The organism is Pantoea sp. X-Soil-YNGN-775, from assembly GCF_059730575.1.
In genome coordinates this window covers 2582116-2608028 of record NZ_AP035945.1, presented here as the reverse complement: position 1 = coordinate 2608028, position 25913 = coordinate 2582116, and the positions used below count along the sequence as shown (strand labels likewise).

General features: G+C 44.4%; 21 protein-coding genes. All 21 read left to right on the top strand.

The genetic code is table 11. The annotated features are described in order from the left end of the window. Window positions 1–4: 4 nt before the first annotated feature. Window positions 5–1228: a glycosyltransferase gene (locus AC6I8I_RS12325; RefSeq protein ID WP_312055489.1), complete on the top strand. Its 1224-nt coding sequence runs from the start codon at window positions 5–7 to the stop codon at window positions 1226–1228. Continuing rightward, window positions 1225–2565 (top strand): lipopolysaccharide biosynthesis protein, encoded by a 1341-nt coding sequence (locus AC6I8I_RS12320; protein ID WP_497827899.1) that lies wholly within the window; start codon window positions 1225–1227, stop codon window positions 2563–2565. Before AC6I8I_RS12325 ends, AC6I8I_RS12320 begins: the two co-directional genes overlap by 4 nt. Window positions 2566–2843: 278 nt before the next feature. Then, window positions 2844–3746, top strand: coding sequence for a UTP--glucose-1-phosphate uridylyltransferase GalF (gene galF / locus AC6I8I_RS12315; protein WP_031375337.1), 903 nt, complete (start codon window positions 2844–2846; stop codon window positions 3744–3746). Between the two features lie 42 nt (window positions 3747–3788). After that, window positions 3789–4802: a UDP-glucose 4-epimerase GalE gene (gene galE / locus AC6I8I_RS12310; RefSeq protein WP_312055490.1), complete on the top strand. Its 1014-nt coding sequence runs from the start codon at window positions 3789–3791 to the stop codon at window positions 4800–4802. A 550-nt stretch (window positions 4803–5352) separates the two neighbouring features. Further along, window positions 5353–6771: a mannose-1-phosphate guanylyltransferase/mannose-6-phosphate isomerase gene (locus AC6I8I_RS12305; protein WP_312055510.1), complete on the top strand. Its 1419-nt coding sequence runs from the start codon at window positions 5353–5355 to the stop codon at window positions 6769–6771. 14 nt (window positions 6772–6785) lie between these two features. Beyond that, on the top strand, window positions 6786–8168 hold the full coding sequence (gene cpsG, locus AC6I8I_RS12300; protein WP_312055491.1) for a phosphomannomutase CpsG: 1383 nt from the start codon (window positions 6786–6788) through the stop codon (window positions 8166–8168). A 48-nt stretch (window positions 8169–8216) separates the two neighbouring features. Further along, complete coding sequence (gene gmd / locus AC6I8I_RS12295; protein WP_312055492.1) at window positions 8217–9257, top strand: GDP-mannose 4,6-dehydratase; 1041 nt, start codon at window positions 8217–8219, stop codon at window positions 9255–9257. A 1-nt stretch (window position 9258) separates the two neighbouring features. Then, entirely contained in the window at window positions 9259–10161 is a 903-nt protein-coding gene (locus AC6I8I_RS12290; RefSeq protein ID WP_312055493.1) for a GDP-mannose 4,6-dehydratase, read from the top strand. Then, complete coding sequence (locus AC6I8I_RS12285) at window positions 10137–11300, top strand: glycosyltransferase family 4 protein (protein WP_312055494.1); 1164 nt, start codon at window positions 10137–10139, stop codon at window positions 11298–11300. The genes AC6I8I_RS12290 and AC6I8I_RS12285 overlap by 25 nt, the downstream gene beginning before the upstream one ends. After that, entirely contained in the window at window positions 11297–12406 is a 1110-nt protein-coding gene (locus AC6I8I_RS12280) for a glycosyltransferase family 4 protein (protein ID WP_312055495.1), read from the top strand. The genes AC6I8I_RS12285 and AC6I8I_RS12280 overlap by 4 nt, the downstream gene beginning before the upstream one ends. A gap of 140 nt (window positions 12407–12546) precedes the next feature. Next, window positions 12547–13956 carry an NADP-dependent phosphogluconate dehydrogenase gene (gnd, locus tag AC6I8I_RS12275; RefSeq protein ID WP_046288219.1) on the top strand — a complete coding sequence of 470 codons (1410 nt, stop codon included), beginning with the start codon at window positions 12547–12549 and terminating at the stop codon, window positions 13954–13956. A gap of 181 nt (window positions 13957–14137) precedes the next feature. Next, window positions 14138–15505, top strand: coding sequence for a glycosyltransferase (locus AC6I8I_RS12270; RefSeq protein ID WP_312055496.1), 1368 nt, complete (start codon window positions 14138–14140; stop codon window positions 15503–15505). After that, window positions 15502–16704 carry a hypothetical protein gene (locus AC6I8I_RS12265; RefSeq protein WP_312055497.1) on the top strand — a complete coding sequence of 401 codons (1203 nt, stop codon included), beginning with the start codon at window positions 15502–15504 and terminating at the stop codon, window positions 16702–16704. The genes AC6I8I_RS12270 and AC6I8I_RS12265 overlap by 4 nt, the downstream gene beginning before the upstream one ends. A gap of 82 nt (window positions 16705–16786) precedes the next feature. Continuing rightward, on the top strand, window positions 16787–17557 hold the full coding sequence (locus AC6I8I_RS12260) for a glycosyltransferase family 2 protein (RefSeq protein ID WP_312055498.1): 771 nt from the start codon (window positions 16787–16789) through the stop codon (window positions 17555–17557). Further along, window positions 17544–18179, top strand: a complete 636-nt coding sequence (locus AC6I8I_RS12255; RefSeq protein WP_312055499.1) for a PI-PLC domain-containing protein — start codon at window positions 17544–17546, stop codon at window positions 18177–18179. Before AC6I8I_RS12260 ends, AC6I8I_RS12255 begins: the two co-directional genes overlap by 14 nt. Further along, entirely contained in the window at window positions 18176–18805 is a 630-nt protein-coding gene (locus tag AC6I8I_RS12250; RefSeq protein WP_312055500.1) for an HAD family hydrolase, read from the top strand. Before AC6I8I_RS12255 ends, AC6I8I_RS12250 begins: the two co-directional genes overlap by 4 nt. Then, the gene (locus tag AC6I8I_RS12245; protein ID WP_312055501.1) at window positions 18802–19524 is read left to right on the top strand and encodes a glycosyltransferase family 2 protein; all 723 of its coding nucleotides are present in this window, start codon (window positions 18802–18804) and stop codon (window positions 19522–19524) included. The genes AC6I8I_RS12250 and AC6I8I_RS12245 overlap by 4 nt, the downstream gene beginning before the upstream one ends. Further along, window positions 19511–19834 carry a hypothetical protein gene (locus AC6I8I_RS12240; RefSeq protein ID WP_312055502.1) on the top strand — a complete coding sequence of 108 codons (324 nt, stop codon included), beginning with the start codon at window positions 19511–19513 and terminating at the stop codon, window positions 19832–19834. The genes AC6I8I_RS12245 and AC6I8I_RS12240 overlap by 14 nt, the downstream gene beginning before the upstream one ends. A gap of 133 nt (window positions 19835–19967) precedes the next feature. After that, window positions 19968–20768: an ABC transporter permease gene (locus tag AC6I8I_RS12235; RefSeq protein ID WP_312055503.1), complete on the top strand. Its 801-nt coding sequence runs from the start codon at window positions 19968–19970 to the stop codon at window positions 20766–20768. 11 nt (window positions 20769–20779) lie between these two features. Then, entirely contained in the window at window positions 20780–21526 is a 747-nt protein-coding gene (locus AC6I8I_RS12230; RefSeq protein WP_312055504.1) for an ABC transporter ATP-binding protein, read from the top strand. A 515-nt stretch (window positions 21527–22041) separates the two neighbouring features. After that, window positions 22042–25902 (top strand): glycosyltransferase, encoded by a 3861-nt coding sequence (locus AC6I8I_RS12225; RefSeq protein ID WP_497827898.1) that lies wholly within the window; start codon window positions 22042–22044, stop codon window positions 25900–25902. The last annotated feature ends 11 nt before the right edge of the window (window positions 25903–25913 follow it).

Here is a 25913-nt window from a genome sequence, read left to right as displayed (position 1 = left end):
TGTGATGAAACTGACTTTTTTCACCATGCGTTTCCCGGTTGCCTCTGAGACATTCGTACTAAATCAGGTGACCCATTTTATTGATGCTGGTTACGAGGTGGAGATTATTTCGGTCTTTCCCGGTGATTTAGTCAACCGGCATGCCGCCTTTGATGAGTATGGCCTGGCGGCAAAGACGCACTATCTGCTGCCGGAAGAGAAGGTCTCGCTCGTTGATAAGCTAAACCAGCGTTTGCGGCTGGTGCTGCCGAAGATCACTAAGCCATCGCTGCTTCGTTCGCTTAACGTGCGCCGCTATGGCGCACAGTCGAGCAAGCTGCTGCTGCCGTCGATTGTTGCCAACGCCAGCCAGACCTTCACCGCGGACGTGTTCCTGGTGCACTTCGGCTATGCCGGTGCGCTGGCGAATAAACTGCGTGAGTTGGGTGTGCTGAAGGGCAAGCAGGCAACCGTGTTCCATGGGGCGGACATTTCCCGTCGTCACATCCTGGAAGAGCACAAGCTCGATTACGTTAATCTGTTTCGCCAGAGTGAGCTGATGTTACCGATCAGCCATTTGTGGCAGAACAAGCTGATCGAGATGGGCTGTCCGCCGGAAAAAATTCACGTTACGCGCATGGGAATTGAGCCGGAGAAGTTTAACTTCCAGCCACGCCAGGCGTTTCACTCACCGTTGCGTATCGTCTCGGTGGCACGTCTGACCGAGAAAAAAGGGCTGGATGTGGCGGTGAAAGCCAGTGCGATCCTGAAACAGCGTGGCGGTCAGTTCCAGTACACCATTATTGGTAACGGCGATCAGGATGAGATGATGCGTGATTTCATCACCCGTGAGGGAATGGAAGACTGCGTCAGCATGCCGGGCTTCAAGCCGCAGGACGAAATCCGCCGCGCCTTAAGTGAAGCGGATATCTTCCTGCTGCCGTCTAAAACCGCGGCTGATGGCGATATGGAAGGCATTCCGGTAGCGCTGATGGAAGCGATGGCGGTTGGTCTGCCAGTGGTCTCGACTTTCCACAGCGGTATCCCGGAGCTGATTGAGAACAACGTTTCCGGCTGGCTGGTGGAAGAGGACGATCCTGAGGCGCTGGCCGAAACGCTGCTGAAGCTGTCGCAGGGTGAAGTTGACGTCGCCCCGGTGGTCGCGGCGGCGCGCCATAAAGTTGAAACTGAATTTAATCAGCATATCGCCTACGGCGAACTGGCACAGATTCTGGAGCGACTGGCGTGAGTGGATTTAAGTCACAGGCGATCTGGCTGTTCGGCAGCACCTGCTTTTCTGCGGCGCTGCAGGTAGCGCAGCTCAGCTTTCTCGCCCGCAAACTGGAAACCCACGAGCTGGGGCTGTTAGCGATTATCAACGCCATTCTGGCGGTGGCCGGCGTGCTGCAGGATATGGGGATGAGTAGCTATCTGGTGCATCGCCAGAACATCACCCGCCGCGAGCAGAGCACCATCTACTGGGTCAACGTCTCGCTGAGCTTGTGTACCGGTCTGATCATGCTGCTGATCGCCTTCCCGGTCGCCTGGTTCTATCATCTGCCTGAGCTGGTCGGGCTGATCATGCTGACCAGCCTCAACTTCCTGGTGCTGGGACATCTGTCGCAGTATCAGGCGCACTACATCAAAACCAAGCGGATGGTGTCGCTGGCGAAGATTGAGATGGGCACCAAGCTGTTTGCCTTTCTCTGCGTAGTGGCGATGCTGGAGTTCACCTCTCTGACGGTGGCCGCAGCGATTCTGGGTCTGTTTATCAACGCCTTTACCCGTATCCTGTGCATGATTGCGCTGGGTGAGAAGTCGTGGCGTCCGACCTGGGAGTTCGATAAAGCGACCTTCTTTGGTGCCATTCGTTACGGCAGCTACCAGCTGGGCTCGCAGACCATTAATCAGCTGCGTACCCAGGCCGATGCGTTAGTGGTCGGTAAGGTGATGGGCGCTGAGATGCTGGGTGTCTACTCGCTGGCGAAAGAGCTGGTGCTGCAACCGCTGAAGCTGGTCACGCCGGTGATTAACCGCCTGGCGCTGCCGCGTTTCGCCGAGAAGCAGCACGATGCCGAACAGCTGAAGAAACTGTTCCTCAAAGGCACGCTGGGGATCATGCTGTTCAGCAGCGCGATGTACCTGGTGATTGGCATCTTCTCGCCGGTGATTGTGCGGGTGCTGTATGGACCGGCGCATGAGCAGGTCTATCACCTGATTCCGCTGATGCTGCTGTTTGGCATGCTGCGGCCGATGGGTGGCCTGACCGGGGCGATCTCGCAGGCTAACGGGCGCACCAACGTTGAGTTCTACTGGAACATCGTGGCAAGTCTGGTGGTACTGGCGGTGCTGGCGACCACCTTTATCTGGCCGAACGTGCTTTACGTGGCGCTGACGCTCTCCATCTCGCAGATTCTGATCTCAGCGCTGGCGCATCCGTTCTTTATCAAGCCGGTGATTGGCATTCGGTTTATGCCGTATGCCCGCCAGTGGGTTGCGGTTTCAGCGGTGTTTGTCGGCGTGATGATGCTGGTTAATCACTTCAATCTGTTCGTGATGCCTGAGTGGTTTGAAGGCTGGCTGTAAGCCAGCAGCAGTGACAGTAACGGGCGGCCTCAGGGTCGCCCGTTTTCATTTATCGCTGGCCTCAGCCGGTTGCGCAACGGCAGCCGAAATAGCCGATGCCGATCACGTTTACTGATTGTCTTTATTCAGTTTCTGCTGTCGCTGGCAATGGGCAAAATGCCGAATTTCCATGGTGTGACAGAGAGTTAGTGTCCGATTTTCAGATAAAGATTATACTTGCTGTTCTGGCCGATCCTGCATAATCGACCCACATCTTCATTTTATTAAACGGAATAAATATGACCAAGCTTAAAGCAGTAATCCCGGTTGCGGGTCTCGGTATGCATATGCTCCCTGCGACTAAAGCCATTCCGAAAGAGATGCTGCCTGTCGTCGACAAACCGATGATTCAGTACATCATTGACGAGTGTGTGGCTGCGGGCATTAAAGAGATTGTGCTGGTCACCCATGCCTCTAAAAATGCGGTGGAAAACCACTTCGACACCACCTACGAGCTGGAAGCGCTGCTTGAAGCGCGCGTGAAGCGCCAGCTGCTGAGCGAAGTGCAGTCTATCTGCCCGCCAGGCGTGACCATCATGAACGTGCGTCAGGCACAGCCGCTGGGCCTTGGCCACTCTATCCTGTGTGCCCGCCCGATGATTGGCGACAATCCATTTGTCGTGGTGCTGCCGGACGTGCTGCTGGATGATTCCACCGCTGACCATATGCGTTATAACCTTGCGGCGATGGTGGCCCGTTTTGAAGAGACCGGCCACAGCCAGGTGCTGGCGCAGCACATGCCGACTTCCGATCTCTCTGAGTACTCGGTGATCACCACCGAAGAGCCGATCGATCACCCAGGCGACATCAGCAGCATCACTAACTTTGTTGAGAAGCCAGAGCATCCTGCTGAGCTGAACTCTGACCTGGCAGCAGTAGGCCGCTATGTGCTGTCTGCTGATATCTGGGCGGAGCTGGAGCGCACTGAGCCAGGCGCGTGGGGCCGTATCCAGCTGACCGATGCGATCGCCAGCCTGAGCAAGCATAAAACGGTAGATGTCTCGCTGCTGACCGGCCACAGCTTCGACTGCGGTCGTAAACTGGGTTACATGCAGGCGTTTGTCTCTTACGGACTGCGCAGCAACGCTCAGGGCCGTGATTTCCGCGAAGCGATTCAGAAGATTCTCGCCAAACAACACTAACAGATTCGCCGCGCACCCCGCGGCAGAGAGAAAGGAGTTCACATGGCTATTTTGGTAACGGGTGGAGCGGGGTATATCGGCTCCCACACGGTGCTGGCGCTGTTGCAGCGCGGTGATGACGTTGTGGTACTGGATAACCTGTGCAATGCCTCGCGGGAAGCCATTAACCGCGTCGAGAAGCTGGCGGGTAAGAAAGCAACCTTCGTTGAAGGTGACATCCGCGATCGCGCCTGTCTGCGTGACCTGTTCGCCTCAAACAGCATTTCTGCCGTGATCCACTTCGCTGCGTTGAAAGCGGTAGGTGAATCAACCCGCATGCCGCTCGAGTATTACGAGAACAACGTCGCGGGAACCGTGGTGCTGCTGGAAGAGATGCGCGAAGCGGGCGTCTGGAACTTTATCTTCAGCTCTTCCGCGACCGTATACGGTGCAGATGCGCCGGTACCGTACGTTGAGACCACGCCAATTGGCGGCACCACCAGTCCTTATGGCACCTCCAAGCTGATGATCGAGCTGGTGATGCGTGACTTCGCTAAAGCCGAACCGAAGTTCAAGGCGATCGCCTTGCGTTACTTCAACCCGGTCGGCGCGCACGAGTCGGGTGAAATTGGTGAAGATCCTGCCGGCATCCCGAACAACCTGTTGCCGTACATTGCTCAGGTTGCGATTGGTCGTCTGGAGAAGCTGGGTGTGTTTGGCGGTGATTACGATACGCCAGATGGCACCTGCCTGCGCGACTACATCCATGTGGTTGACCTGGCGGAAGGGCACCTGAAGGCGCTGGACCATCTGAACAAGGTTGAAGGCTATACCGCTTTCAACCTCGGCGGCGGTAAAGGCTTCTCGGTGCTGGAGATGATCAAAGCGTTTGAGAAGGCGTCAGGCAAAGCGATTCCTTTCGAGATCAAACCGCGTCGCGATGGCGACCTGCCGGCCTTCTGGGCCGACGCCTCGCTGGCCAACCGTGAACTCGACTGGCGCGTGACGCGCGGCATCGACGAGATGATGCGTGATACCTGGAACTGGCAGAGCAAGAACCCGAATGGGTTTAATTAATCTGCGATGAAATTCAAAAAACCCGGCTAATGCCGGGTTTTTTTATGTCTGCGTTAAGCAGAATTGCATATATAGGCTAAACATTAGCCCATGGCAGATTTGTTACTGACATCCAATGCAGTTAATACGGATTAATCCTGGCGTGATAGCTGTTCATTTTAAACACAATCGAGCGCTGGCGCATGGCATTAACAGAGGAAAGGGAGAGTGTAGATGGCGCTACTATGCTGTTTTGCCAATGATTACCTTATCTGAAGCGCATCCTGATCATTGTTTAGTTAAACTTAAGTTTCTTCTGGCACATTGAAAGAATAGGCATATTATTTTTGCCGCACAAATTGTACTATTTGCGGTGGTCTCAGAACCCGTATGCGGTTGAATAAAATATCATCAGCGTACTGACAAGTTAACCTGTGAAAGCATGATTGCTATCACACAGCATATTGGTTGCTGCAAGCCAAGGGCGGTAGCGTGGCTGTTTATTCATAATGAATAAAAATTGACCCGCTTTATATGCAATAGCATGTTTAAATTTGTTAGAGGATGTGGAATGTTACTTCCCGTAATCATGGCCGGAGGAACCGGCAGCCGCTTATGGCCCCTTTCCCGCGAACTTTATCCTAAGCAGTTCATTTGCCTTCACGGCGAGCACTCAATGCTGCAGGAGACTGTTAAACGTCTGACGGGCATTGAAGCCCGTGCACCGATGGTAATTTGCAACGAAGAGCATCGCTTTCTGGTGGCCGAGCAGTTGCGACAAATTAACAAGCTATCTCATAACATTATTCTTGAGCCTGTCGGGCGTAACACAGCACCGGCCATTGCGCTTGCCGCTCTTAATGCTGTGGAGCAGGGCGATGATCCGGTGCTACTGGTGCTGGCTGCGGATCACGTCATTGAAGATCGTGCGGCCTTCCATCAGGCGATCAAGGTGGCGACCGCCCATGCCAAACAGGGCAAGCTGGTCACCTTTGGCATCGTGCCGACCGGCCCGGAAACAGGATATGGCTATATTCAGCGTGGTGAAGCACTGCCAGGTGCCGAGAACGGTCCATATCTGGTCCAGCGCTTTGTCGAAAAGCCGAACCAGAGCACTGCTGAGGAGTACCTTGAATCTGGTGAGTATTACTGGAACAGCGGCATGTTTATGTTTCGCGCGAAACGCTATCTGCAAGAGCTGGAAAAATTCCGCCCGGATATCCTTGAGGCCTGTCGTCGCGCGATGGACAACGTTAAGGAAGGCAATGATTTTATCAGCATTGATAAAGACGACTTCATCGCCTGCCCGGACGAGTCAGTTGACTATGCAGTAATGGAACAAACTGATGCTGCGGTAGTGGTTCCGCTGGCAGCAGGATGGAGCGACGTCGGTTCCTGGTCGGCGCTGTGGGAAGTGAACGATAAAGATAGTTACGGCAATTCACTGAAAGGTGATACCTTCCTGCACAATACCCAAAACTGTTATATCAACAGTGAAGACCAGCTGGTCGCGGCAATCGGAGTGGAAAACCTGGTGATTGTGAATACCAAGGATGCCGTATTGGTCGCGCGTAAAGATCAGGTTCAGGATGTGAAGCGCGTCGTTGAGTTCCTGAAAGGCGAATGCCGCAGCGAATACCGTCGTCACCGTGAAACCTACTGGCCATGGGGACGCTGTGATCTGGTGGTGAACACCGGTCGATTCAACGTCAACCGTATCACCGTAAAACCAGGTGAAGCCTTTGAACTGCAGATGCACTATCACCGCACTGAGCACTGGGTCATCCTGTCGGGTACCGCAAAAGTTACCATCCAGGATAAAACCCTGCTGCTGACCGAGAATCAGTCAACCTTTATCCCAATTGGTCATCCACATACCTTAGAAAACCCAGGCAAAATTCCATTAGAGCTGTTGGAAATTCAGTCGGGATCCTACCTTGGCGATGACGACCTCATTTTGATTAAACAACAGTTTGCAGTAAGTAAGTAAGGACAGACAAGATCATGGCAGCACTGACCTGTTTTAAAGCTTATGACATTCGTGGTGAGCTGGGCACTGAACTCAATGACGATATTGCTTACCGCATTGGTCGCGCTTATGGCGAGTTTATCCGACCTAAAACCATTGTGGTGGGTGGCGATGTTCGTCAGACCAGTGAATCACTCAAGCTGGCGCTGGCAAATGGTCTCAGGGATGCAGGTACCGATGTACTGGACATCGGTATGAGCGGAACGGAAGAGATCTACTTCGCGACTTTTCATTTAGGGATTGATGGCGGCATTGAAGTGACCGCCAGCCATAACCCGATGAACTATAACGGCATGAAGTTAGTGCGCGAAGGTGCGCGTCCCATCAGCGGAGATACCGGACTGCGTGACGTCCAGCGACTGGCTGAAGCTAATGATTTTGCTCCGGTCGATGAGAGTAAACGCGGCAGCTATAAACAGATCACCGTTTTAGATGCCTATGTTGAGCATCTGATGGGCTACATCGACCTGAATAACTTCACTAAGCCGATGAAGCTGGTGATCAACTCAGGTAATGGGGCTGCTGGCCACGTTATTGATGAGATTGAGAAGCGTTTTCAACAGGCTAATGCACCTGTGACCTTTATCAAAGTGCATCATCAGGCGGATGGAACTTTCCCAAACGGTATCCCTAACCCATTGCTGCCGGAATGCCGTAAAGATACCTCTGACGCAGTACGTGAGTATCAGGCTGACATGGGGATTGCGTTCGACGGCGATTTCGATCGTTGCTTCCTGTTTGATGAGAATGCAGAATTCATCGAAGGCTATTATATCGTTGGGCTGTTAGCCGAGGCATTCCTTAAAAAGGAGCCTGGCGCAAAAATCATCCATGACCCGCGTCTGACCTGGAACACCATTGATGTGGTAACCAAGGCGGGTGGTATTCCGGTGATGTCCAAAACCGGCCATGCTTTCATCAAAGAGCGCATGCGCGAAGAAGATGCAGTTTATGGCGGCGAGATGAGTGCACACCACTACTTCCGTGACTTTGCTTACTGTGATAGCGGCATGATCCCCTGGCTGCTGGTGGCTGAACTGCTGGCGGTGAAAGGGGAGACACTTTCCGGACTGGTTTCGGAAAGAATGAAGGCGTTTCCTTGCAGTGGTGAGATTAACTACAAAGTGTCTGATGCAAAGTCAGTTATCGTGGCGTTAAAAGAAAAATATCGTAGTAGTGCAATAACCGAAGATAATACCGACGGCATTAGCCTGGACTGCCAGGGCTGGAGATTCAATGTAAGAACTTCCAATACGGAACCTTTACTGCGACTCAACGTCGAAACTGAAGGCAATATTGAAGCCTTGAGTAAAATATTGAAAGAAATCGACTCTGTTATTAAAGCTACGACAGTTTAATTTCACCTATAGTTGATAATATTAATTTTCCAAATGATGGGTTTAAGAATGACGAATAAGATTGCAATTATTACAGGAATTACCGGGCAGGATGGCGCTTATCTTGCTGAATTACTCTTAGATAAAGGCTATACGGTTTATGGAACCTATCGCCGTACCAGTTCGGTCAACTTCTGGCGCATTGAAGAGTTGGGTATCAAATCAAACCCCTCTTTGCATCTCGTCGAATATGACCTGACTGACCTGTCATCAAGCATTCGTTTACTTCAGGAAAGCAAAGCGACCGAAGTTTACAACCTTGCGGCTCAGAGCTTTGTAGGTGTTTCTTTTGACCAGCCACTGACCACCGCTGAAATTACAGGTATTGGTCCGGTAAACCTGTTAGAAGCTATTCGCATTGTTAACCCTGAAATTCGCTTCTATCAGGCATCGACTTCAGAAATGTTTGGTAAAGTGCAGGCCATCCCACAGAAAGAAGACACGCCATTCTATCCGCGTAGCCCGTATGGCGTTGCCAAGTTGTATGCACACTGGATGACCATTAACTACCGTGAGAGCTACAACATCTTCGCATCAAGCGGCATTCTGTTTAACCACGAATCACCACTGCGTGGACAGGAGTTTGTAACCCGTAAGATCACCGATTCAGTAGCGAAAATTAAGCTCGGCAAGCTGGATGTGCTTGAGTTAGGTAACATGGACGCCAAGCGTGACTGGGGTTTTGCTAAGGAATATGTTGAAGGCATGTGGCGCATGCTGCAGGCTGATGAGCCAGATACTTTTGTCCTGGCAACCAACCGCACAGAAACAGTCCGCGACTTCGTGTCAATGGCGTTCAAAGCGGCTGGCATTGAACTGCGCTTTGAAGGCAAAGATGACCAGGAAGTTGCAATCGATGTAGCCACTAATAAAGTGGTTGTTAAGGTCAATCCTAAGTTCTATCGTCCTGCTGAAGTAGAATTGTTGATTGGCAACCCACAGCGTGCAAAAGACATTCTGGGCTGGGAACCTAAAACCACGCTCGAAGAGTTGTGCGCGATGATGGTAGAAGAAGATCTACGCCGCAATAAACAAGGGTTCTCCTTCTGATATGAATAATGGCAAAAAAGCATTGATCACTGGGATCAAGGGCTTTACCGGCCAGTATATGGCAGCGGAATTATCCGCTGCCGGATATGAAGTATTTGGTTTCGGTTCATCCCCTGCTCTTGGATCCTCAAATTATTATCAGGTCGATCTTACCAACCTGGTCCAGGTAATGCATGCTGTAGATGATATTCAACCCGACGTTGTCATTCATCTCGCTGCAATTGCTTTTGTCGGTCATGCCGATCCAAACGCTTTTTACAATGTTAATGTAGGCGGCACTCGTAATTTACTACAGGCTTTAATCGAATCTAAAAAATCCCTGGATGCTGTATTAATTGCCAGCAGCGCTAACGTTTATGGCAACAATACACCGGGAAGATTATCAGAGACTACTCTGGCAAGGCCAGCAAACGACTATGCCGTAAGCAAATTGTCGATGGAGTATATGGCAAGCCTGTTTTACGAAAAGCTACCTATTGTCATTACCCGACCATTCAACTATACCGGAGTAGGTCAGGCAGAAAATTTCCTGATTCCTAAAATTGTTAAACATTTTCGCGAACGAAAAGAAGTCATTGAACTGGGTAATATTGATGTCTGGCGCGACTTTTCTGATGTGCGAAATGTTGTTAAATGCTATTCGGCATTATTGCAAACGTCCTCATTTGGTAAGGTTGTCAATGTTGCTTCAGGAACGATGCACTCATTACGTGAGGTAATTGATCTTTGCCAGGAGTTAACGGGCCGCGATATTCGTATCGAAGTTAATCCTGCATTTGTGAGACCAAATGAAATAAAAGAACTCTGCGGTGATATCAGCCTGTTAAGCAGTTTGATTGGTGATGATACATTGAAAATTCCTTTTAGAGATACGCTCAAATGGATGCTGGAAGCAAAAAAATAAACGTTGTATTTTCTACGGATTGCATTAAATATCCTTTAACTGGGATAGGCCGTTACGCGTTTGAACTTGCTAAACAGCTTCAGAAGAAAGAAGAAATTTCCTTAACATTTCTTCATGGTACGAGTAAGCGTGATTCGCTGATAGTCGCCAGTGAATCAGCACAGTCGGTACAATCCTTAAAACGCAGATTGCAAAAAAGTAAAGCCGTTAGTGAAGTTTACCGTCTCACTTTTCCGGTAATGAAAACAATTGCGTTAAGAAAATTCAAAGATCACGTTTTTCACAGTCCTAATTATTATTTACCACCACGTGTTAAACATTGCGTGGCTACATTCCATGATCTTTCTGTTTTCCACTGGCCGCAATTTCATCCGGCTGGGCGCGTTCATTTAATGCAGAAAGAGCTAAGAAAAACCGTATCGCGCTCGGCGATGTTGATAACTGATTCTGATTATACTAAAACTGAGTTGATGGATTTTTTTGGATTGGAAGATAATAAAATTTGCGTGGCCCCATTAGCCTGCAATGATGAGTTTCATCCACGGAATGAAATTGAAGTCAAAAGCGTTCTTGAAAAATATAATCTTCACTGGCGTCGATATCTACTTTACACCGGTACAATAGAACCAAGAAAAAACATACTGACATTATTGCAAGCTTATGATCGTTTAACCCCTCATGAAAAATCGAATTTTCCTCTCGTCGTCAGCGGTTATAAAGGATGGGAAAACGAGCAGCTATTCAGGCTTTTTGATAAGGGTGAAAGAGAGGGCTGGCTAAAATATTTAGGCTTTGTGCCGGGTAAAGAACTGCCTTGCTTATTCAGTGCTGCTACCAGTTTTGTTTTTCCTTCAATATATGAAGGATTCGGTTTACCCGTACTTGAAGCAATGGCCTCAGGTACCCCTGTGATTTGCTCTAATGCAACATCACTCCCCGAAGTTGCAGGTGATGCAGCATTAATGCATGATCCAAAAGATGTCGATGCCTTAACCACTTCTATCCAAATGATGATCGGTAATGCTTATGAAAAGCAACGCATGATAGATACGGGACTAGCTCGCGCCCGCCAATTTTCATGGTCATTTTGTGCGGATAAAACCATTGATGCTTACGAGCAGGTCGCGAAATTTATATGATTAAAGTTTTACACTGTTATAAAACCTACTATCCCGATACTTTTGGCGGCATTGAACAAGTTATATACCAGCTTGCGGAAGGTGGCATCAAGGAAAACATCCAATCAGTAGTGTTTACTCATAGCCCGAATTTTATAGAGAAAAAAAAGCAACTCGACAACCATCTTATTTATCGGGTCAAAACGCAGTGTGAATATGCATCGACACCGTTTTCTTTTGCAGCAATAACTCAATTCAAAAAGCTGGCAAAGGAAGCAGATATCATCCATTATCATTTTCCTTATCCTTTTATGGATTTAATGCATTTTACAGCAAAAATAAAAAAACCTTCAGTAGTAAGCTATCATTCCGATATTGTTAAACAAAAATTATTATTGAAGCTTTATGCTCCGTTAATGAATCGCTTTCTTTCCAGTGTAGACAGAATTGTTGCCGCGTCTCCTAATTATGTTGAGAGTAGCCCGGTGCTGCAACAATTTAAAGATAAAGTTGAAGTGATCCCGTACGGTCTTGATAAAAAGTTTTATAAAAATAATGATCCTGCCGTTTTGCAAAAATGGCAGACGAAATTTCCTGACGGCTTCTTTCTTTTCATTGGCACATTCCGTTATTACAAAGGCCTGCATATCCTGATAGAGGCGGCGAAGAATAGCCGTTATCCGATCGTAGTGGTAGGCGCAGGTCCGATTGAAGCAGAGTTAAAATCTCAGGCACAACAGTTAGGTGTAGATAATATTCATTTCCTGGGTGCGCTTGAAGACAGTGAAAAGTCTGCCTTACTTCAGCTGTCTACCTGTCTGGTATTTCCATCACATCTGCGCTCAGAAGCTTTTGGGATCTCGCTACTGGAAGGGGCTCTGTATTCTAAGCCGCTCATATCAAGCGAGATAGGTACAGGTACAACCTTTATCAATATCGATCGGATAACCGGTTTAGTCGTTCCCCCGTCAGATCCTGTTGCTCTGCGTAAAGCGATGGATGAAATATGGGACAATCCACCACTAGCCCGCAGTTATGGTGCAGCTGCTCTTGAACGTTTCGAGTCGCTATTTACCGCTGAAAAAATGATTAATAGCTACACAAAGCTTTATAAGTCTTTGTTATAATTGTGATTTTTTTTCAGATTATTTCATCTGACTATCGCACCATTCATTACCTTTTATCAGCTATCCTGAGTTAACATAGTGTTCACTTATAAAGTGGTGTTACTGGTAACACCATGCGAGACCACAGACAGGAGTATGTAATGTCCAAGCAACAGATCGGCGTTGTAGGTATGGCAGTGATGGGCCGCAACTTGGCTCTTAACATTGAGAGCCGCGGTTACACTGTTTCTATCTTTAACCGTTCACGCGAAAAGACGGATGAAGTCATCGCGGAGAACCAGGGCAAGAAGCTTGCTCCTTTTTACACCGTTGAAGAGTTTGTCGAATCGCTGGAAAAACCACGTCGTATCCTGCTGATGGTTCAGGCAGGGGAAGCGACCGACAAAACCATCGCCTCACTGACGCCACACCTCGATAAAGGCGACATTCTGATCGATGGCGGTAACACCTTCTATAAAGACACCATTCGTCGTAACAAAGAGCTGTCAGACCAGGGCTTCAACTTCATCGGTACCGGCGTATCCGGCGGTGAAGAGGGCGCGCTGAAAGGCCCATCTATTATGCCGGGCGGCCAGAAAGAAGCCTATGAGCTGGTTGCTCCAATTCTGGACAAGATTGCGGCACGTGCAGAAGATGGCGAAGCCTGCGTAGCTTACATCGGTCCGGACGGTGCGGGTCACTACGTGAAGATGGTGCACAACGGCATCGAATATGGCGATATGCAGCTGATCGCCGAAGCTTATGCGTTGCTGAAAGGTGCGCTGGGTCTGAACAACGAAGAGCTGGCAGAAACCTTCACCGAGTGGAACAACGGCGAGCTGAGCAGCTACCTGATCGACATCACCAAAGATATCTTCACTAAGAAAGATGAAGAGGGTAACTATCTGGTTGATGTGATTCTGGATGAAGCGGCCAACAAAGGTACCGGTAAATGGACCAGCCAGAGTTCACTGGATCTGGGCGAGCCACTTTCACTGATCACTGAATCAGTGTTTGCTCGCTACCTCTCTTCGCTGAAAACCCAGCGTGTTGCGGCTTCCAAAGTTCTGAGCGGCCCACAGGCTCAAGCCTTCACTGGTGATAAAGCGGAGTTTATCGAAAAAGTGCGTCGCGCACTCTACCTCGGTAAAATCGTCTCTTATGCGCAGGGCTTCTCACAATTGCGTGCGGCTTCAGAAGAGAACAACTGGGATCTGCACTACGGTGAAATCGCCAAGATCTTCCGTGCTGGCTGCATCATCCGTGCCCAGTTCCTGCAGAAAATTACCGATGCCTACGCTGAAGATGCAAGCATTGCTAACCTGCTGTTGGCACCGTACTTCAAAGATATCGCCGATCAGTATCAGCAGGCGCTGCGTGATGTTGTTTCTTACGCGATTCAGAACGGTATCCCAACGCCTACCTTCTCTGCGGCGATTGCTTACTACGACAGCTACCGTTCAGAAGTGCTGCCTGCCAACCTGATTCAGGCGCAGCGTGACTACTTTGGTGCGCATACCTACAAGCGCATTGATAAAGACGGTGTGTTCCATACAGAATGGCTTGATTAATCGATAATCATTATATCTGGGTAATATTTTAGCGTTGAATAAAGAAAAGCACATCAATGATGTGCTTTATTCTTTTCTCCATCAAAACCCTCATTTTAATTAATGCTTTGAATCTACTGTTTGGATGATAAAACGTAATAGTAAAGGTTATAGCCTTACTATTGCTTGCAAAGGACGAGAAATGATTTACTACGATATTACCGATATTATTAATCACTCAAAGTTTTCGACCAAGGTTAGCGGGATTCAACGTGTTGTACTTGAGGGACTGAAAGGACTTGATGGTGATTATACAATATTTTTCATGAGCCCTATTACTGGCCGTACTTATAAAGTCGACGGGCTGGAAAATATCGAGCTTAATGATTTGACGCCATTTATTAACCTTTGGATCTATTCTGATATCTACATTTCAAAATCCAGCGGTAATATAGATAAATACTTTGAGAAGATCCGGACGCTTGGTCGCAAGAAAAAAGTGGTTAGCGATACCTATTTTCTTTTATCGAAAGTTCCAGTTATTAAAAAGAGTAGTCATAAAGCCATCTTCAGATATTTAAAAAGTCGCCTTGCGCTTTACCCGGGGCTTTCCGTATCTGAAATTGAGAAATTTGAAGATAATGCTTCTGTCGCATTATTTGGTGGTGTGTGGAATTTTCAGAGCAAGTATCAGGAGTTGATAGAAAGGAAATGGTACGATCTTCGTAAAATTTTTATGGTTTACGATATGATCCCAATCGTATCACCTTATGTGCCTGATGAACTTAAGGCAATGTTCAAAAAGTATATTCCTTTTGTATTGGAACATGCAGATAAAATCATCGTCAATTCTCACAGTTGTAAAAACGATCTAACCAGATATTGCCTTGAGCGAGGCACGGACGTACCCGTCATCGAGGTCGTTCATCTATCGCATAAACTGCCTGAAGGCGCGGCAAAAATACCGGAAGAAAGTGATTATGAATTTCCATTGCGCGTAAGAAAATTAAAAAATGAACAATACGCATTTTGCGTGGGCTCAATTGAGTCCAGGAAAAACCATGTTAATTTAATACTGACCTGGATTAAATTTTTTAACTCTCCAGAGTATGCAAATCAAAAATTGGTTATTGCTGGAAAATGGCTTTGGGATACTGAAGAATTCGCGCATCAGTTACATCATTCTGGAAACGTTTTTGGCAGCGTCATTGTTATGCAGGATGCTTCAGACGCTGAAATCGGCGAGATTTATCGTAATTGTCGCTTTACAGTTTATCCGTCACATTATGAAGGGTGGGGTCTGCCGCTAGGTGAGTCTTTAGCTTTAGGAAAACCTTGCTTACACTTTGATACGTCTTCCTTGAAAGAAGCAGGGTATGGTTTGACGGTTGCAGTAGATTATCCAGACTATAAAAAATTCAATCTAGAGTTCAATAGGTTAATGAGCGATGACGCCTATTATTATGAGCAAGTTAATCATATTGCAGCTAATAAGGACAAACTTCGCAGCTGGAAGGATTTCTCGACAGATATAAAGAAAATATTTATTCATGAAGAGGAAATTCAATGAGTGAAGCTGATAAAGCTATATGGTTTGGAAAGAATGCGCCAGAGAAATTTACTTGTTTAAGTACTCATTTTATTAATAATCCGGATACGCGTTTATCATCAGAGCATTACAGCAAATATTCAGAAGTTGTATTTACTGAAGCGCCAATATCAAATTATGGCAACTGGCCATTTATAATTGACGAGTTATTCAAATTATCTAAAGGAAAGACGACGTTCAAGATTCGTTTCCGTGTTTCCTCACCTGTTTTCTCAACACCTAAGTTTTATAAGCAAATTCATAACCTTTCAGCAGGTAGCGTAGAGTTTGTAAGCCTTGAGCGTGCTGAAAAAAATGACGGTTTCATCGTAACCTTCACCGCAACGCGGCGACGCTTTGATGTTGGCAGAAACTGGTCATTCGGCATTTTATGGGACGGGAAAAATGAGGAATATCTTCGTAGCTACGTTGATAGTGTAGCGAATTTAGCTAACTCAGGCGCATTAACGGAGATAATTATCTGTGGTCCACGACCAACTTTTGAGATAGCGCTGGATCATACGATTGTAGAGGCTGACAACGATACAGAGAAATATGCCAATATTTCCAGAAAGAAAAATATCATCATAAGCCAGGCTAAATTTGAAAATATTTGCATTGCACACAACAGATATAAACTAGATGCAAATTTTATCAAGGCATTCGATCGCATTAATCATGATTTTGATATTTGCGTGGTTAAGCAGATATTGAATGACACGGGCGAGCGAGTTCCCGACTGGGTTTCGCAAGCCTCTGATCAGCGTCTTACTGCGAATTATTTGCTGAATTATGGCGAATACTCTCCTTATCTCTATGTTCCCGGAGGGCTTGTCATCGGCAAGAAGCATGTTTTGACTGCGTTCCCCTTTAATGATCTGGGAACATGGAATATGGCGGAGGATGTCGAGCTTTCTCAACGGTTGATGTCAGCTGATTACCTTCCCCGGCTGAACACAAAAACCATCGCCAGAGTTCTCCAGTTAAGAAAAGAAATTATCGCTGACTTTAAAAAACCAGACCTTAACAACTTTTATCATCATATTGATCTTTTCCAGGGACCACATGCTCGTGTTGATAGATACCGGGCTTTCTTAAAACGCAATGTAAAATTGCTCCTGTCAGATCCATCGTCACTTTATTCGACGATTAAAAATCGATTGAAAAATAGGGCAGGATAGGACGTTACGGACAGGATTAATGCAATATTTTGAATTAAGTTTCCTGATGTTTAGGCTGTAAGTGTTATTAATGAGGTTTTAAATGATGAATATCGTAATTCCCATGGCCGGGGCTGGAAGCCGCTTCGCTAAAGCAGGGTATGCTGATCCTAAGCCTCTTATAAAAGTTCATGGCGTCACCATGGTCAAACTGGTTATAAATAATTTAAAACCAACTCAGCCTCACAGGTTTATATTCATTATCCAGCGCGCTCATGATGAAACGTATGGTTTAACTTCATTGCTTAAAGAATGGGAGCCGTCCTGTGAAGTCGTCTATGCAGATGGACTAACCGAGGGTGCAGCCTGTACCGTTCTATTAGCTAAAGATTTAATTGATAATGATGAACCGCTGATGATTGCAAATAGTGACCAGTATGTCGATTGTCAAATCGATGACTATCTTGCAACAATGCAAGACAATAACTACCAGGGCATTATCATGACTATGAAGGCAAACGATCCTAAGTGGTCATTTGTCGGCTTTGATGACGATGGTAATGTCAACCGGGTTGTTGAAAAAAAAGTCATTTCTGATGAGGCCACGGTTGGTATTTATAATTTTGCTAAAGGCTCAGATTTTGTACACGCAGCTGAAGAGATGCTGGAAAAGAACGACAGGGTTAATAACGAGTTTTATGTCGCACCTGCCTATAACTATCTTATCGCATCAGGTGCGAAAATCGGCATTTACAACATAGGATCTGAAGCTAATGGAATGTATGGCTTAGGTATTCCTGCTGATTTAGAGATTTTCTTAAACCTTGAGCTCTCTAAACACGCTACGCAAGGAATGCAAAATGGAAATAATTAGTCATCGTGGTTATTGGCATACAGTAGAAGAAAAAAACAGTGCTGTTGCTTTTAAAAGATCGTTTGACCTCGGCTTCGGAACAGAAACTGATGTTAGAGATTACAATGGCAAATTAGTGATATCTCATGATATTCCTTCTGGTCATGAAATGACCCTGCATGATTTGCTCTCCTTAGCTGAAGGTAAAGATTTCTCGCTTGCGCTTAATATCAAATCAGATGGGTTAGTCAAACTTCTTGCCGAGCAACTTGCTAAATTTAATATAAAAAAAGCTTTTGTTTTCGATATGTCTGTTCCGGATCAGATAACATTCTCTCGAGATGGTCGTGTTCATTTTTTCTCTCGTGCGAGCGAATATGAACCCGTCATTTCGCTTTATGAATCGTGCCATGGCGTCTGGTTGGACGCTTTTGAGTCAACCTGGTACGATGCCGAATATATCAAAAATATCCTTCAGGCAGGCAAAAAAGTCTGTATCGTTTCTTCAGAACTTCACAAGCGTGGGGATTACCATTCTCTTTGGGCTATGCTTAAAAACTCTGATTTAACAACATCTGAAAATCTTATTTTGTGCACCGATCTTCCTGAAGAAGCGCAAAGATATTTCGAGGATAAAAAATGATAAAGGCCGTCATTTTCGATATGGATGGAGTTTTGATTGAAGCAAAAGACTGGCACTATGAAGCTTTAAATAAATCACTAAATTTATTTGGATATAACATCAGCCGCTTTGATCATCTAACAAAGTTTGATGGTCTGCCTACAAAAGATAAACTTAATATCTTATCGACTGAGTACAATTTACCTTATGAACTGCATTCATTTATCAATGAAATGAAGCAAAGCTATACAATGGAAATTGTACATACGAAATGTAAGCCACTTTTTATTCATGAATTTGCTTTATCCAGATTAAAGATGGAAGGTTACAAGTTGGCAGTTGCTTCAAACTCTGTCAAAAATACTGTTACGACTATGATGGAAAAAGCTGCTCTGACTCCCTACCTTGATCTGATGATTTCAAATGAGGACGTAAAAAAAGGTAAGCCCGATCCAGAAATGTATATAAAAACTATCGGACTGTTAGGGTTAAAACCGGAAGAGTGTGTAGTTGTCGAAGATAATGAAAATGGTATTCGTGCTGCTAAGGCTGCAGGTACGCATGTACTGGCGGTTAGTGAAGTTCATGATGTCATTTATCGCAACATCAAGACTTTCATTCAATCTGTAGAGGAAACTAAAGCATGAATATTTTAGTACTTGCTGCAGGTGAAAATTACATTGATAGCGACGATAAAAATTATCCTTTCTGTCTCTCTGAGTTTTTAGGCAAGCCTTTAATTCAACTTATTTCTGAGCAAATAGCTTTTAATAAAGGGCATTCCGTCTTTCTTTTTCAGGATAAACATATAAAAAAATATCGTCTTGATAATATTGTTCGTCTGCTCTCGAATGGCAACTTTAGTTCTATTTCTGTACCTGAAAACACTGCTGGTGCTGCCTGTACCGCTTTGCTCGGTGTGGTTAGTCTGAATCAGGATGAGCCGCTACTGATAGTTAGTGCAAATCAGTATGTCGATATAGACTACGCGGTATTTACTTCACATATGCAGAACTCAGGGCATGATGCTGGCACAATCATTTTTGATTCTGTACATCCCCGATACTCCTATGTAGTTTTAGAAAATGAACTCGTTGTAGAAGCTTCTGAAAAAAATCCTATTAGCCGTAATGCGACTGCTGGGGTTTACTGGTTCAAGAAAACCTCTTTTTTCACCGAGGCGGTGAAACAAATGATCAGGAAGGATGCGCGTATTGATGATATGTTCTATATTTGTCCTTCATTTAATGAACTTATATTGTCCGGTATGAAAATTTCTGTCCAAAAAATTGACATCTCTCAGTATCACCCACTGAAATCTGCTTCACAATTTGAAACCCGGAAAGGCAATAATGAAAAGCTATAAACTCTCTAATATGAAAAGGGGCTGGATTGTCGGCGGATTTGACCCGACTGCCTTTAGTACACAAGATTGTGAAGTTGCCGTTAAGCATTATAAAGCAGGGGACCGAGAGGGTGCGCATTTTCATAAAATTGCTACTGAAATAACTTGTATTGTTTCTGGTGAAGTCATTATGTGTGAAAAACGCTGGACTGCTGGCGACATTATTGTGTTATCACCTGGCGATATTACTTCGTTTGAAGCCCTGACTGATGCCGTTACAACCGTCGTCAAACTACCGGGCGCATTGAACGATAAGTATAATGTTAAATGAAAAGGCTGATGATGGATCATTATTATCATACTAGTCTGAATTTAACTCTTTTGGATGGCCACAAGCTGGAGTTGGGCTTGACTGTGCGCTCTTTGGCTCTAGAATGTCTGAATTTCAATGATGGAATAAAATAATGCAAGGTAGTTCAGCTAAAGTTGCCTTAAAAGATATTTTCGGGGCAATAAATCGTTATTCATTAGTTGGTATGTTGGGCTGGCAGGACGTTAAGCAACGCTACCGTCGCTCAGCTCTAGGCCCATTCTGGTTAACAATCAGCATGGGTGTAATGATAGGTACAATTGGTATAGTATTTGGTTCAATCTTTCAAACTACAATGGAAGAGTTTTTACCTTTCCTTGCTTCTGGGTTGATTCTATGGTCTTTTTTCACCACGGTTACCAATGAAGGTTGTGCAGGTTTCATAAATGCAGAACGTATCATTAAGCAACTTCCAATCCCGCTTTTTGTCCACATAATGAGAATAATCTGGCGAAATATTATTATATTGATACATAACATGGTCATTTTGCCTCTTGTGTTTTTAGCTGTTGGAAAGCCACTCTCGCTTATCATTTTACTTGCAATACCAGGCTTCGTACTCGTAACAATCAATCTTTCATGGATTGCGCTGTTATTGGGGGTGCTTTGTGCACGCTATAGAGATCTACCTCAAATTATTACAAGCTTAATAAATGTGATTTTTTACTTTACACCCATTATGTGGATGCCTCATTTAGTACCTCAGCGAGCAGGTGAATTTATCTTAGGGTTGAATCCTGTTTATCATTTAATGCAAATTGTCCGAGCTCCTATATTGGGCCAGATTCCAGCGACCTCAAGCTGGATTACTTGCATAGTAATCGCAGTATGTGGTTGGGGTGTAACTATTTTGGTTTATGGGCGCTATAAGCGTCGTATTGCTTACTGGTTATAAGAAGATTTATTATGGCGTTAGTCGAATTTAAAGATGTATGTGTTGATTTTCCTATTTATAATGCTAATGGTCGGTCACTCAAAAAAAGATTGATGCAAGTAGCCACAGGGGGACAGTTAGGTTCTGATCCGCAGGGACGTGTGGTTGTTCGAGCAATAGATCATCTTTCTTTTACATTGAAAGACGGCGATCGTGTGGGGTTACTTGGACATAATGGTGCAGGCAAAAGTACGTTATTGCGCCTATTAAGCGGGGCATATGAGCCTTCATCCGGTACTGCTGTTAGCATTGGAGAAGTGGGTTCGCTAATTGATATCTCACTTGGTATAGATGTGGAAGCCACCGGTAGAGATAACATTTTTTTACGAGGAGGGCTGTTAGGCCGCACTCGACAAGAAATTAGTGAAAAGCTTGATGAAATTATTGAGTTTTCTGAGTTAGGTGATTTTGTTGATATGCCTGTTCGTACTTACTCTTCAGGTATGCATTTAAGATTAGCCTTTGCTGTTTCGACAATAGTCCGTCCTGAAATTTTATTAATGGATGAATGGTTATCTGTTGGCGATGAGGCTTTCAAAAAGAAAGCAGAGACTCGACTATCGGAGATGGTACAGGCAACAAATATCTTAGTTATTGCTTCACATTCTAAAACCATGCTTCTTAAATCGTGTAATAGAGCTATATGGCTTGAGCATGGCAGAATAAAGATGGATGGTGATGTTAAAGAAATTTGTGAAAAATACTTCGGGAAAGAATAATTATAATTATTTCGGGATTTTATATGTAGTCATGAGAGCTTTCCCATAAGTTATTAGTGTGGGGAAGCTTTGCTCATGCTTATACTATCTTAGTAGGTATTTGGCTTGGCTGGTTTTTTGAAAAATTTTTCTTCTATGGTATTACCAAATTGACGTAAGGATATACTGCATATATTTGGTTTTTTTGCATGTTTTGTGATTAATTCAAAAAACATGAAAAGTGAAACTATTTATAAGGCGGTCATGACATTTTTATACTTTAAAAGATGTTTCTTTTATTTAAAAAAATTAAAAGCTTTATGTTACACACTGGTTGTTGCACTGATTATCTAATGTCTATTTTTTGCCCAGAAAATTCAATCAATGCTGCCTAAGCGGTGGCTCCGGATTAGCATAGGCCGTAACAATCACCTAGAAAAACTATAACACATTGTTTTTAATATTTTTTTTGTGGCTGATGCGCTAAGGCTTCAATAGGGCAGTAATGAACAAACGCTTCATTAATTTGCAACTAAATGTTAAGATTTGTTTTTTATAATTGGAAAAATACTTGGGATGACATGAAAAAGATTGTACATATAAAAGTTTCTGATCAAGGCTGGATCCTCGAAAAACTAGCCCGGGAAATTACTACCCGATTACCCTATGTTAGTTACAATCTGACTGCCGACGCTTCTGCTGACATACAGTATTACATGACTTATGGTTGTCGCAATGAAAGAATATCCCCTGTTGAGATAGCTCTGTTCACTCATAAAGAAGAAGTTCAGTCAGCCGCAGAGAAATTTGATTCTGTGGCGGCAGATGTCGATTTTTGCGTTGCACAATCTTTGAAAACGGAAGAAATACTTACCGAAATTGGCATTAAAAATGTCATAACTATTTCTCCAGGAGTGGATCTTGAACGCTATTCTGCAGATGTACGGATAGGAGTAGTAGGCAGAACTTATCATACTGGAAGGAAAGGCGAAAATCTAGTTGCGCAGGTTATGGATATCCCTGGTATTCAATGGCACTTTACTGGAGAGGGCTGGCCTGGTCCAGCTCAACATATACCAGAAGAATCTCTTCCAGAATTTTATCGCTCCCTAGATTATATTCTCGTCCCAGCTTTAATTGAAGGCGGACCGATGTGTGTGCTTGAGGCATTGGCAAGTGGCTGTCAAGTTATAGCTTCACCAGTGGGGTGGGTCCCGCAGTTTCCACATATTGAATTTAATCTTGGTGATGTTAATGATTTAAGACGAGTACTTTTGGAGGTTGTGGAGAAGAAACAAGCTTTACGGAGGAGTGTTGAAAATTACACATGGCAGTCCTGGGCTGACCAACATCATATACTGTTCTGTCAATTACTTGGCTATGACCCACTCGTAAAATTTAACTTTATTAAAGTAGATTCTCAAGATGAACAAATGCCAAGTAGAATTAATGCCCTTGTAGCTGTTCATGGCCAGGAGATGACCAAGTCTCTTGGTGGGCCTTCAGTCCGCGCTCCTAAAACAGTTTCTGCGCTTAAAAAATTAGGCGTTAACGCTCAGTTTGCCTCTGATCGCAATTTTTGTGCACATAATTATGATGTTATACATGCTCTCAATGTTTGGCATCCTACTCAATGTGAAATTTTACTACAACAAATTGAAAAAAATGATCGACCTTCAGTGCTTTCACCAATATTTTTGGATCTCTCTGAGTTGGATTTCTTTAATAACCGTGTGAAACTAATTTTATCAATGTATGATTATATCGATGATGTAAAAGAAGCACTTTCAACTTTAAGAAGTGAAATCCTAGCACATCGAAATAAGCCGATGATTGAACGCGAGCCTATGCCCGGCTATTTTTCAAAAGTCCGTCGTTTAACATCTTTTGCGAGCCATTTAATTTTATTGAGTGAATTAGAAAGAGATTTACTTAAGCAGATTGGTGTCGCACATTCCTCAACCTCGATTGTAAAAAATCCTGTAGACACTACGGTTTTTAATTCCGCTAATCCTCAATTGTTCCGTGATAAAATCGGTCTCGAACAATATGTTTTGTGCGTAGGACGAATTGAGCCGAGAAAAAACCAAGCCCTTCTGGCTCTCTCACTTAAAGATACTCAACTCCCATTAGTTTTCATTGGCCATGAAGCGGATAGTGAATATGCTGATCTAATTAGAAAGTGGGGGGGAGATAATGTTTATTTTGCAGGCCGTGTTGACTCAAATAGTGCAATGCTTGCCTCAGCATTTGCTGGAGCAAAAGTTTTTTGCCTTGCTTCTTGGAGTGAAGGTGCACCGTTAGTTGCACTTGAAGCCGCTGCTGCTGGCTGTAATATGGTTTTAAGCAATAGGTCTTCAGAAGAAGAGTATTTTGGTAATCTTGCTCGATATGTGGATCCTGCTGATATTGATGATATACGTAATAAAGTTATTTCTGCATGGAATGATTCAGAAACAGAAAAGGATGAGCGCGCTCAAATCCTAAGAAAAAAAATGCAAACGGAACATAGTTGGGAAAACTATGCCATGCAGACTTATCATGCTTACAAGATGGCTATTAAGAGTCGCGAGCAATTGAAAAGCCAGGAATTGGAGTTTACAAAACATAAAAAAAACATATATGTTGATTTAACAACTGTAGCTCACCATAAAGGGCCCCCAACTGGGATTACCCGCGTTGAGCTTTGCATGGCCGAGGCATTGCATAAGCAATATGGTGATGAAATCCATTATATCGTTTGGAATTCACATCACCGTAAATTTCTCTGCATTGACTACTCAATGGTAGAGGATAATAGTATTAAGTTTCTTTCAGAATTTGAAAGATCTGAATTCAAAAGTGGTAAGTCAGAACTTGAATGTAACTTCAGGAAAAATGATGTTTTATTAGTTTTTGGCAGTGCATGGATTAGAAATCTAAATTATATTAAGAGCCTTAAAACCCTTAAGCTTGTTTTTGGAGTTTCAATAGTTACTGCTATTTATGATGTAATAGAATATAAATTAAAGTTCATGTTTCCTGAGGATCGCCGTAACCAATTCTCTAGGAACTGCCGAGAAATAATTAATATCTCTGATAAGTTGATAACATGTTCAATGCAAACTCAGAAAGATGTTGTTGAGTTTTGCCTGGAAAATAATATCTCTCTACGGCCTATATCTATATTCCGGCTAGGTGATGAGGAAATTAACAATATCTCACTTGCAAAAGATGAATTGATTAGTGAGAATTCTGATAATGTTGTTTTGCCCTCTGAAAAATTTGTTTTATATGTTAGTACTATTAATATAAGAAAGAATCATTCGCAATTACTTATGTTGTGGCGCAGTCTTATTAAGGAGTACGGCAATGCAGTTCCTAAGCTTGTTTTAGTTGGTAGTGTTGGCTGGGGGGGTGAAGAAGCTATTCATATTATTGAAAATAATCATGACCTGCAGGAGAAAGTGTTATTATTGCATGATGTCGATGACATGACACTAGCATGGCTATATAAGCAATGCATGTTCACTGTTTATCCTTCCCGTTATGAGGGATGGGGTCTTCCTGTTGCAGAAAGCTGTTGTTACGGTAAATTCTGTCTGGCTTCTGATGCTGGCTCTCTACCGGAAGTGGCACCTGGGTGCGCCGAATATATTGATCCCATGGATAGCATTGCTTGGTACAATGCAATTTCAAAATATTGTTTTGATGAAAAACAGTTAGCTGAAAAAACTGAACAAGCCAAAAAATATGTACCAACAACATGGATTGAAACTGTTAACCAGGTTATAGATTCTATTGAGAATGTAAAATCTACTGAGCGTATCGCTTCTCTGGCATTTGGTAACACGATTAGCTTTTCTGCCGCTCCTCAACCGGGTACTCTTCGTAGTGATGCTTATACTTTATCTGGATGGTCCAATAATGAGTCAATGGGAACGTGGACCTGTGGACATGAGTCTGTGTTTGGGTTTCAATTAGATGAAGAGGCCCCTGATGATTTGGCGATTAATCTTTCGGCTTTCGGTTATTCACCCGATGGAGAAGCGGTTAAAGTTTCTATATTTATCAATTCTGTAAGAGTGGCTCAATGGTCAATTGGCGGAAAGGTTGTGGAATTATCATTTCCAATTCCTCGAAATGCTATCGATTCATCCAAAAACGTTATTATCCGTATGAAAATTGATAACGCTAAATCTCCTTATCATTTTGGATCGGGGGATATGCGCATCCTTGGGCTTTATGTGCAACGCGTAACTCTGGTTGCTCTTGATTCCAGCATGATATCTTCCGTCCCAACTTTGAACCAAAATGATAGTACTCGTTCAGTCAAAATCGATTTACCCGAGCCTACTCTTACCCGAAAAATTAAGAACAGACTGAGGTATATTGCAAGTCTAGTTAATAGAGTTTAATTACTCATCAG

What these genes read in the sequence shown, in the direction of transcription:
- AC6I8I_RS12325 (WP_312055489.1), top strand. Translation starts at nt 5, where the DNA reads ATGAAACTGACTTTTTTCACCATGCGTTTCCCGGTTGCCTCTGAGACA.
- galF (WP_031375337.1), top strand. Translation starts at nt 2,844, where the DNA reads ATGACCAAGCTTAAAGCAGTAATCCCGGTTGCGGGTCTCGGTATGCAT.
- galE (WP_312055490.1), top strand. Translation starts at nt 3,789, where the DNA reads ATGGCTATTTTGGTAACGGGTGGAGCGGGGTATATCGGCTCCCACACG.
- AC6I8I_RS12305 (WP_312055510.1), top strand. Translation starts at nt 5,353, where the DNA reads ATGTTACTTCCCGTAATCATGGCCGGAGGAACCGGCAGCCGCTTATGG.
- cpsG (WP_312055491.1), top strand. Translation starts at nt 6,786, where the DNA reads ATGGCAGCACTGACCTGTTTTAAAGCTTATGACATTCGTGGTGAGCTG.
- gmd (WP_312055492.1), top strand. Translation starts at nt 8,217, where the DNA reads ATGACGAATAAGATTGCAATTATTACAGGAATTACCGGGCAGGATGGC.
- AC6I8I_RS12290 (WP_312055493.1), top strand. Translation starts at nt 9,259, where the DNA reads ATGAATAATGGCAAAAAAGCATTGATCACTGGGATCAAGGGCTTTACC.
- AC6I8I_RS12285 (WP_312055494.1), top strand. Translation starts at nt 10,137, where the DNA reads ATGGATGCTGGAAGCAAAAAAATAAACGTTGTATTTTCTACGGATTGC.
- AC6I8I_RS12280 (WP_312055495.1), top strand. Translation starts at nt 11,297, where the DNA reads ATGATTAAAGTTTTACACTGTTATAAAACCTACTATCCCGATACTTTT.
- gnd (WP_046288219.1), top strand. Translation starts at nt 12,547, where the DNA reads ATGTCCAAGCAACAGATCGGCGTTGTAGGTATGGCAGTGATGGGCCGC.
- AC6I8I_RS12270 (WP_312055496.1), top strand. Translation starts at nt 14,138, where the DNA reads ATGATTTACTACGATATTACCGATATTATTAATCACTCAAAGTTTTCG.
- AC6I8I_RS12265 (WP_312055497.1), top strand. Translation starts at nt 15,502, where the DNA reads ATGAGTGAAGCTGATAAAGCTATATGGTTTGGAAAGAATGCGCCAGAG.
- AC6I8I_RS12260 (WP_312055498.1), top strand. Translation starts at nt 16,787, where the DNA reads ATGATGAATATCGTAATTCCCATGGCCGGGGCTGGAAGCCGCTTCGCT.
- AC6I8I_RS12255 (WP_312055499.1), top strand. Translation starts at nt 17,544, where the DNA reads ATGGAAATAATTAGTCATCGTGGTTATTGGCATACAGTAGAAGAAAAA.
- AC6I8I_RS12250 (WP_312055500.1), top strand. Translation starts at nt 18,176, where the DNA reads ATGATAAAGGCCGTCATTTTCGATATGGATGGAGTTTTGATTGAAGCA.
- AC6I8I_RS12245 (WP_312055501.1), top strand. Translation starts at nt 18,802, where the DNA reads ATGAATATTTTAGTACTTGCTGCAGGTGAAAATTACATTGATAGCGAC.
- AC6I8I_RS12240 (WP_312055502.1), top strand. Translation starts at nt 19,511, where the DNA reads ATGAAAAGCTATAAACTCTCTAATATGAAAAGGGGCTGGATTGTCGGC.
- AC6I8I_RS12235 (WP_312055503.1), top strand. Translation starts at nt 19,968, where the DNA reads ATGCAAGGTAGTTCAGCTAAAGTTGCCTTAAAAGATATTTTCGGGGCA.
- AC6I8I_RS12230 (WP_312055504.1), top strand. Translation starts at nt 20,780, where the DNA reads ATGGCGTTAGTCGAATTTAAAGATGTATGTGTTGATTTTCCTATTTAT.
- AC6I8I_RS12225 (WP_497827898.1), top strand. Translation starts at nt 22,042, where the DNA reads ATGTTAAGATTTGTTTTTTATAATTGGAAAAATACTTGGGATGACATG.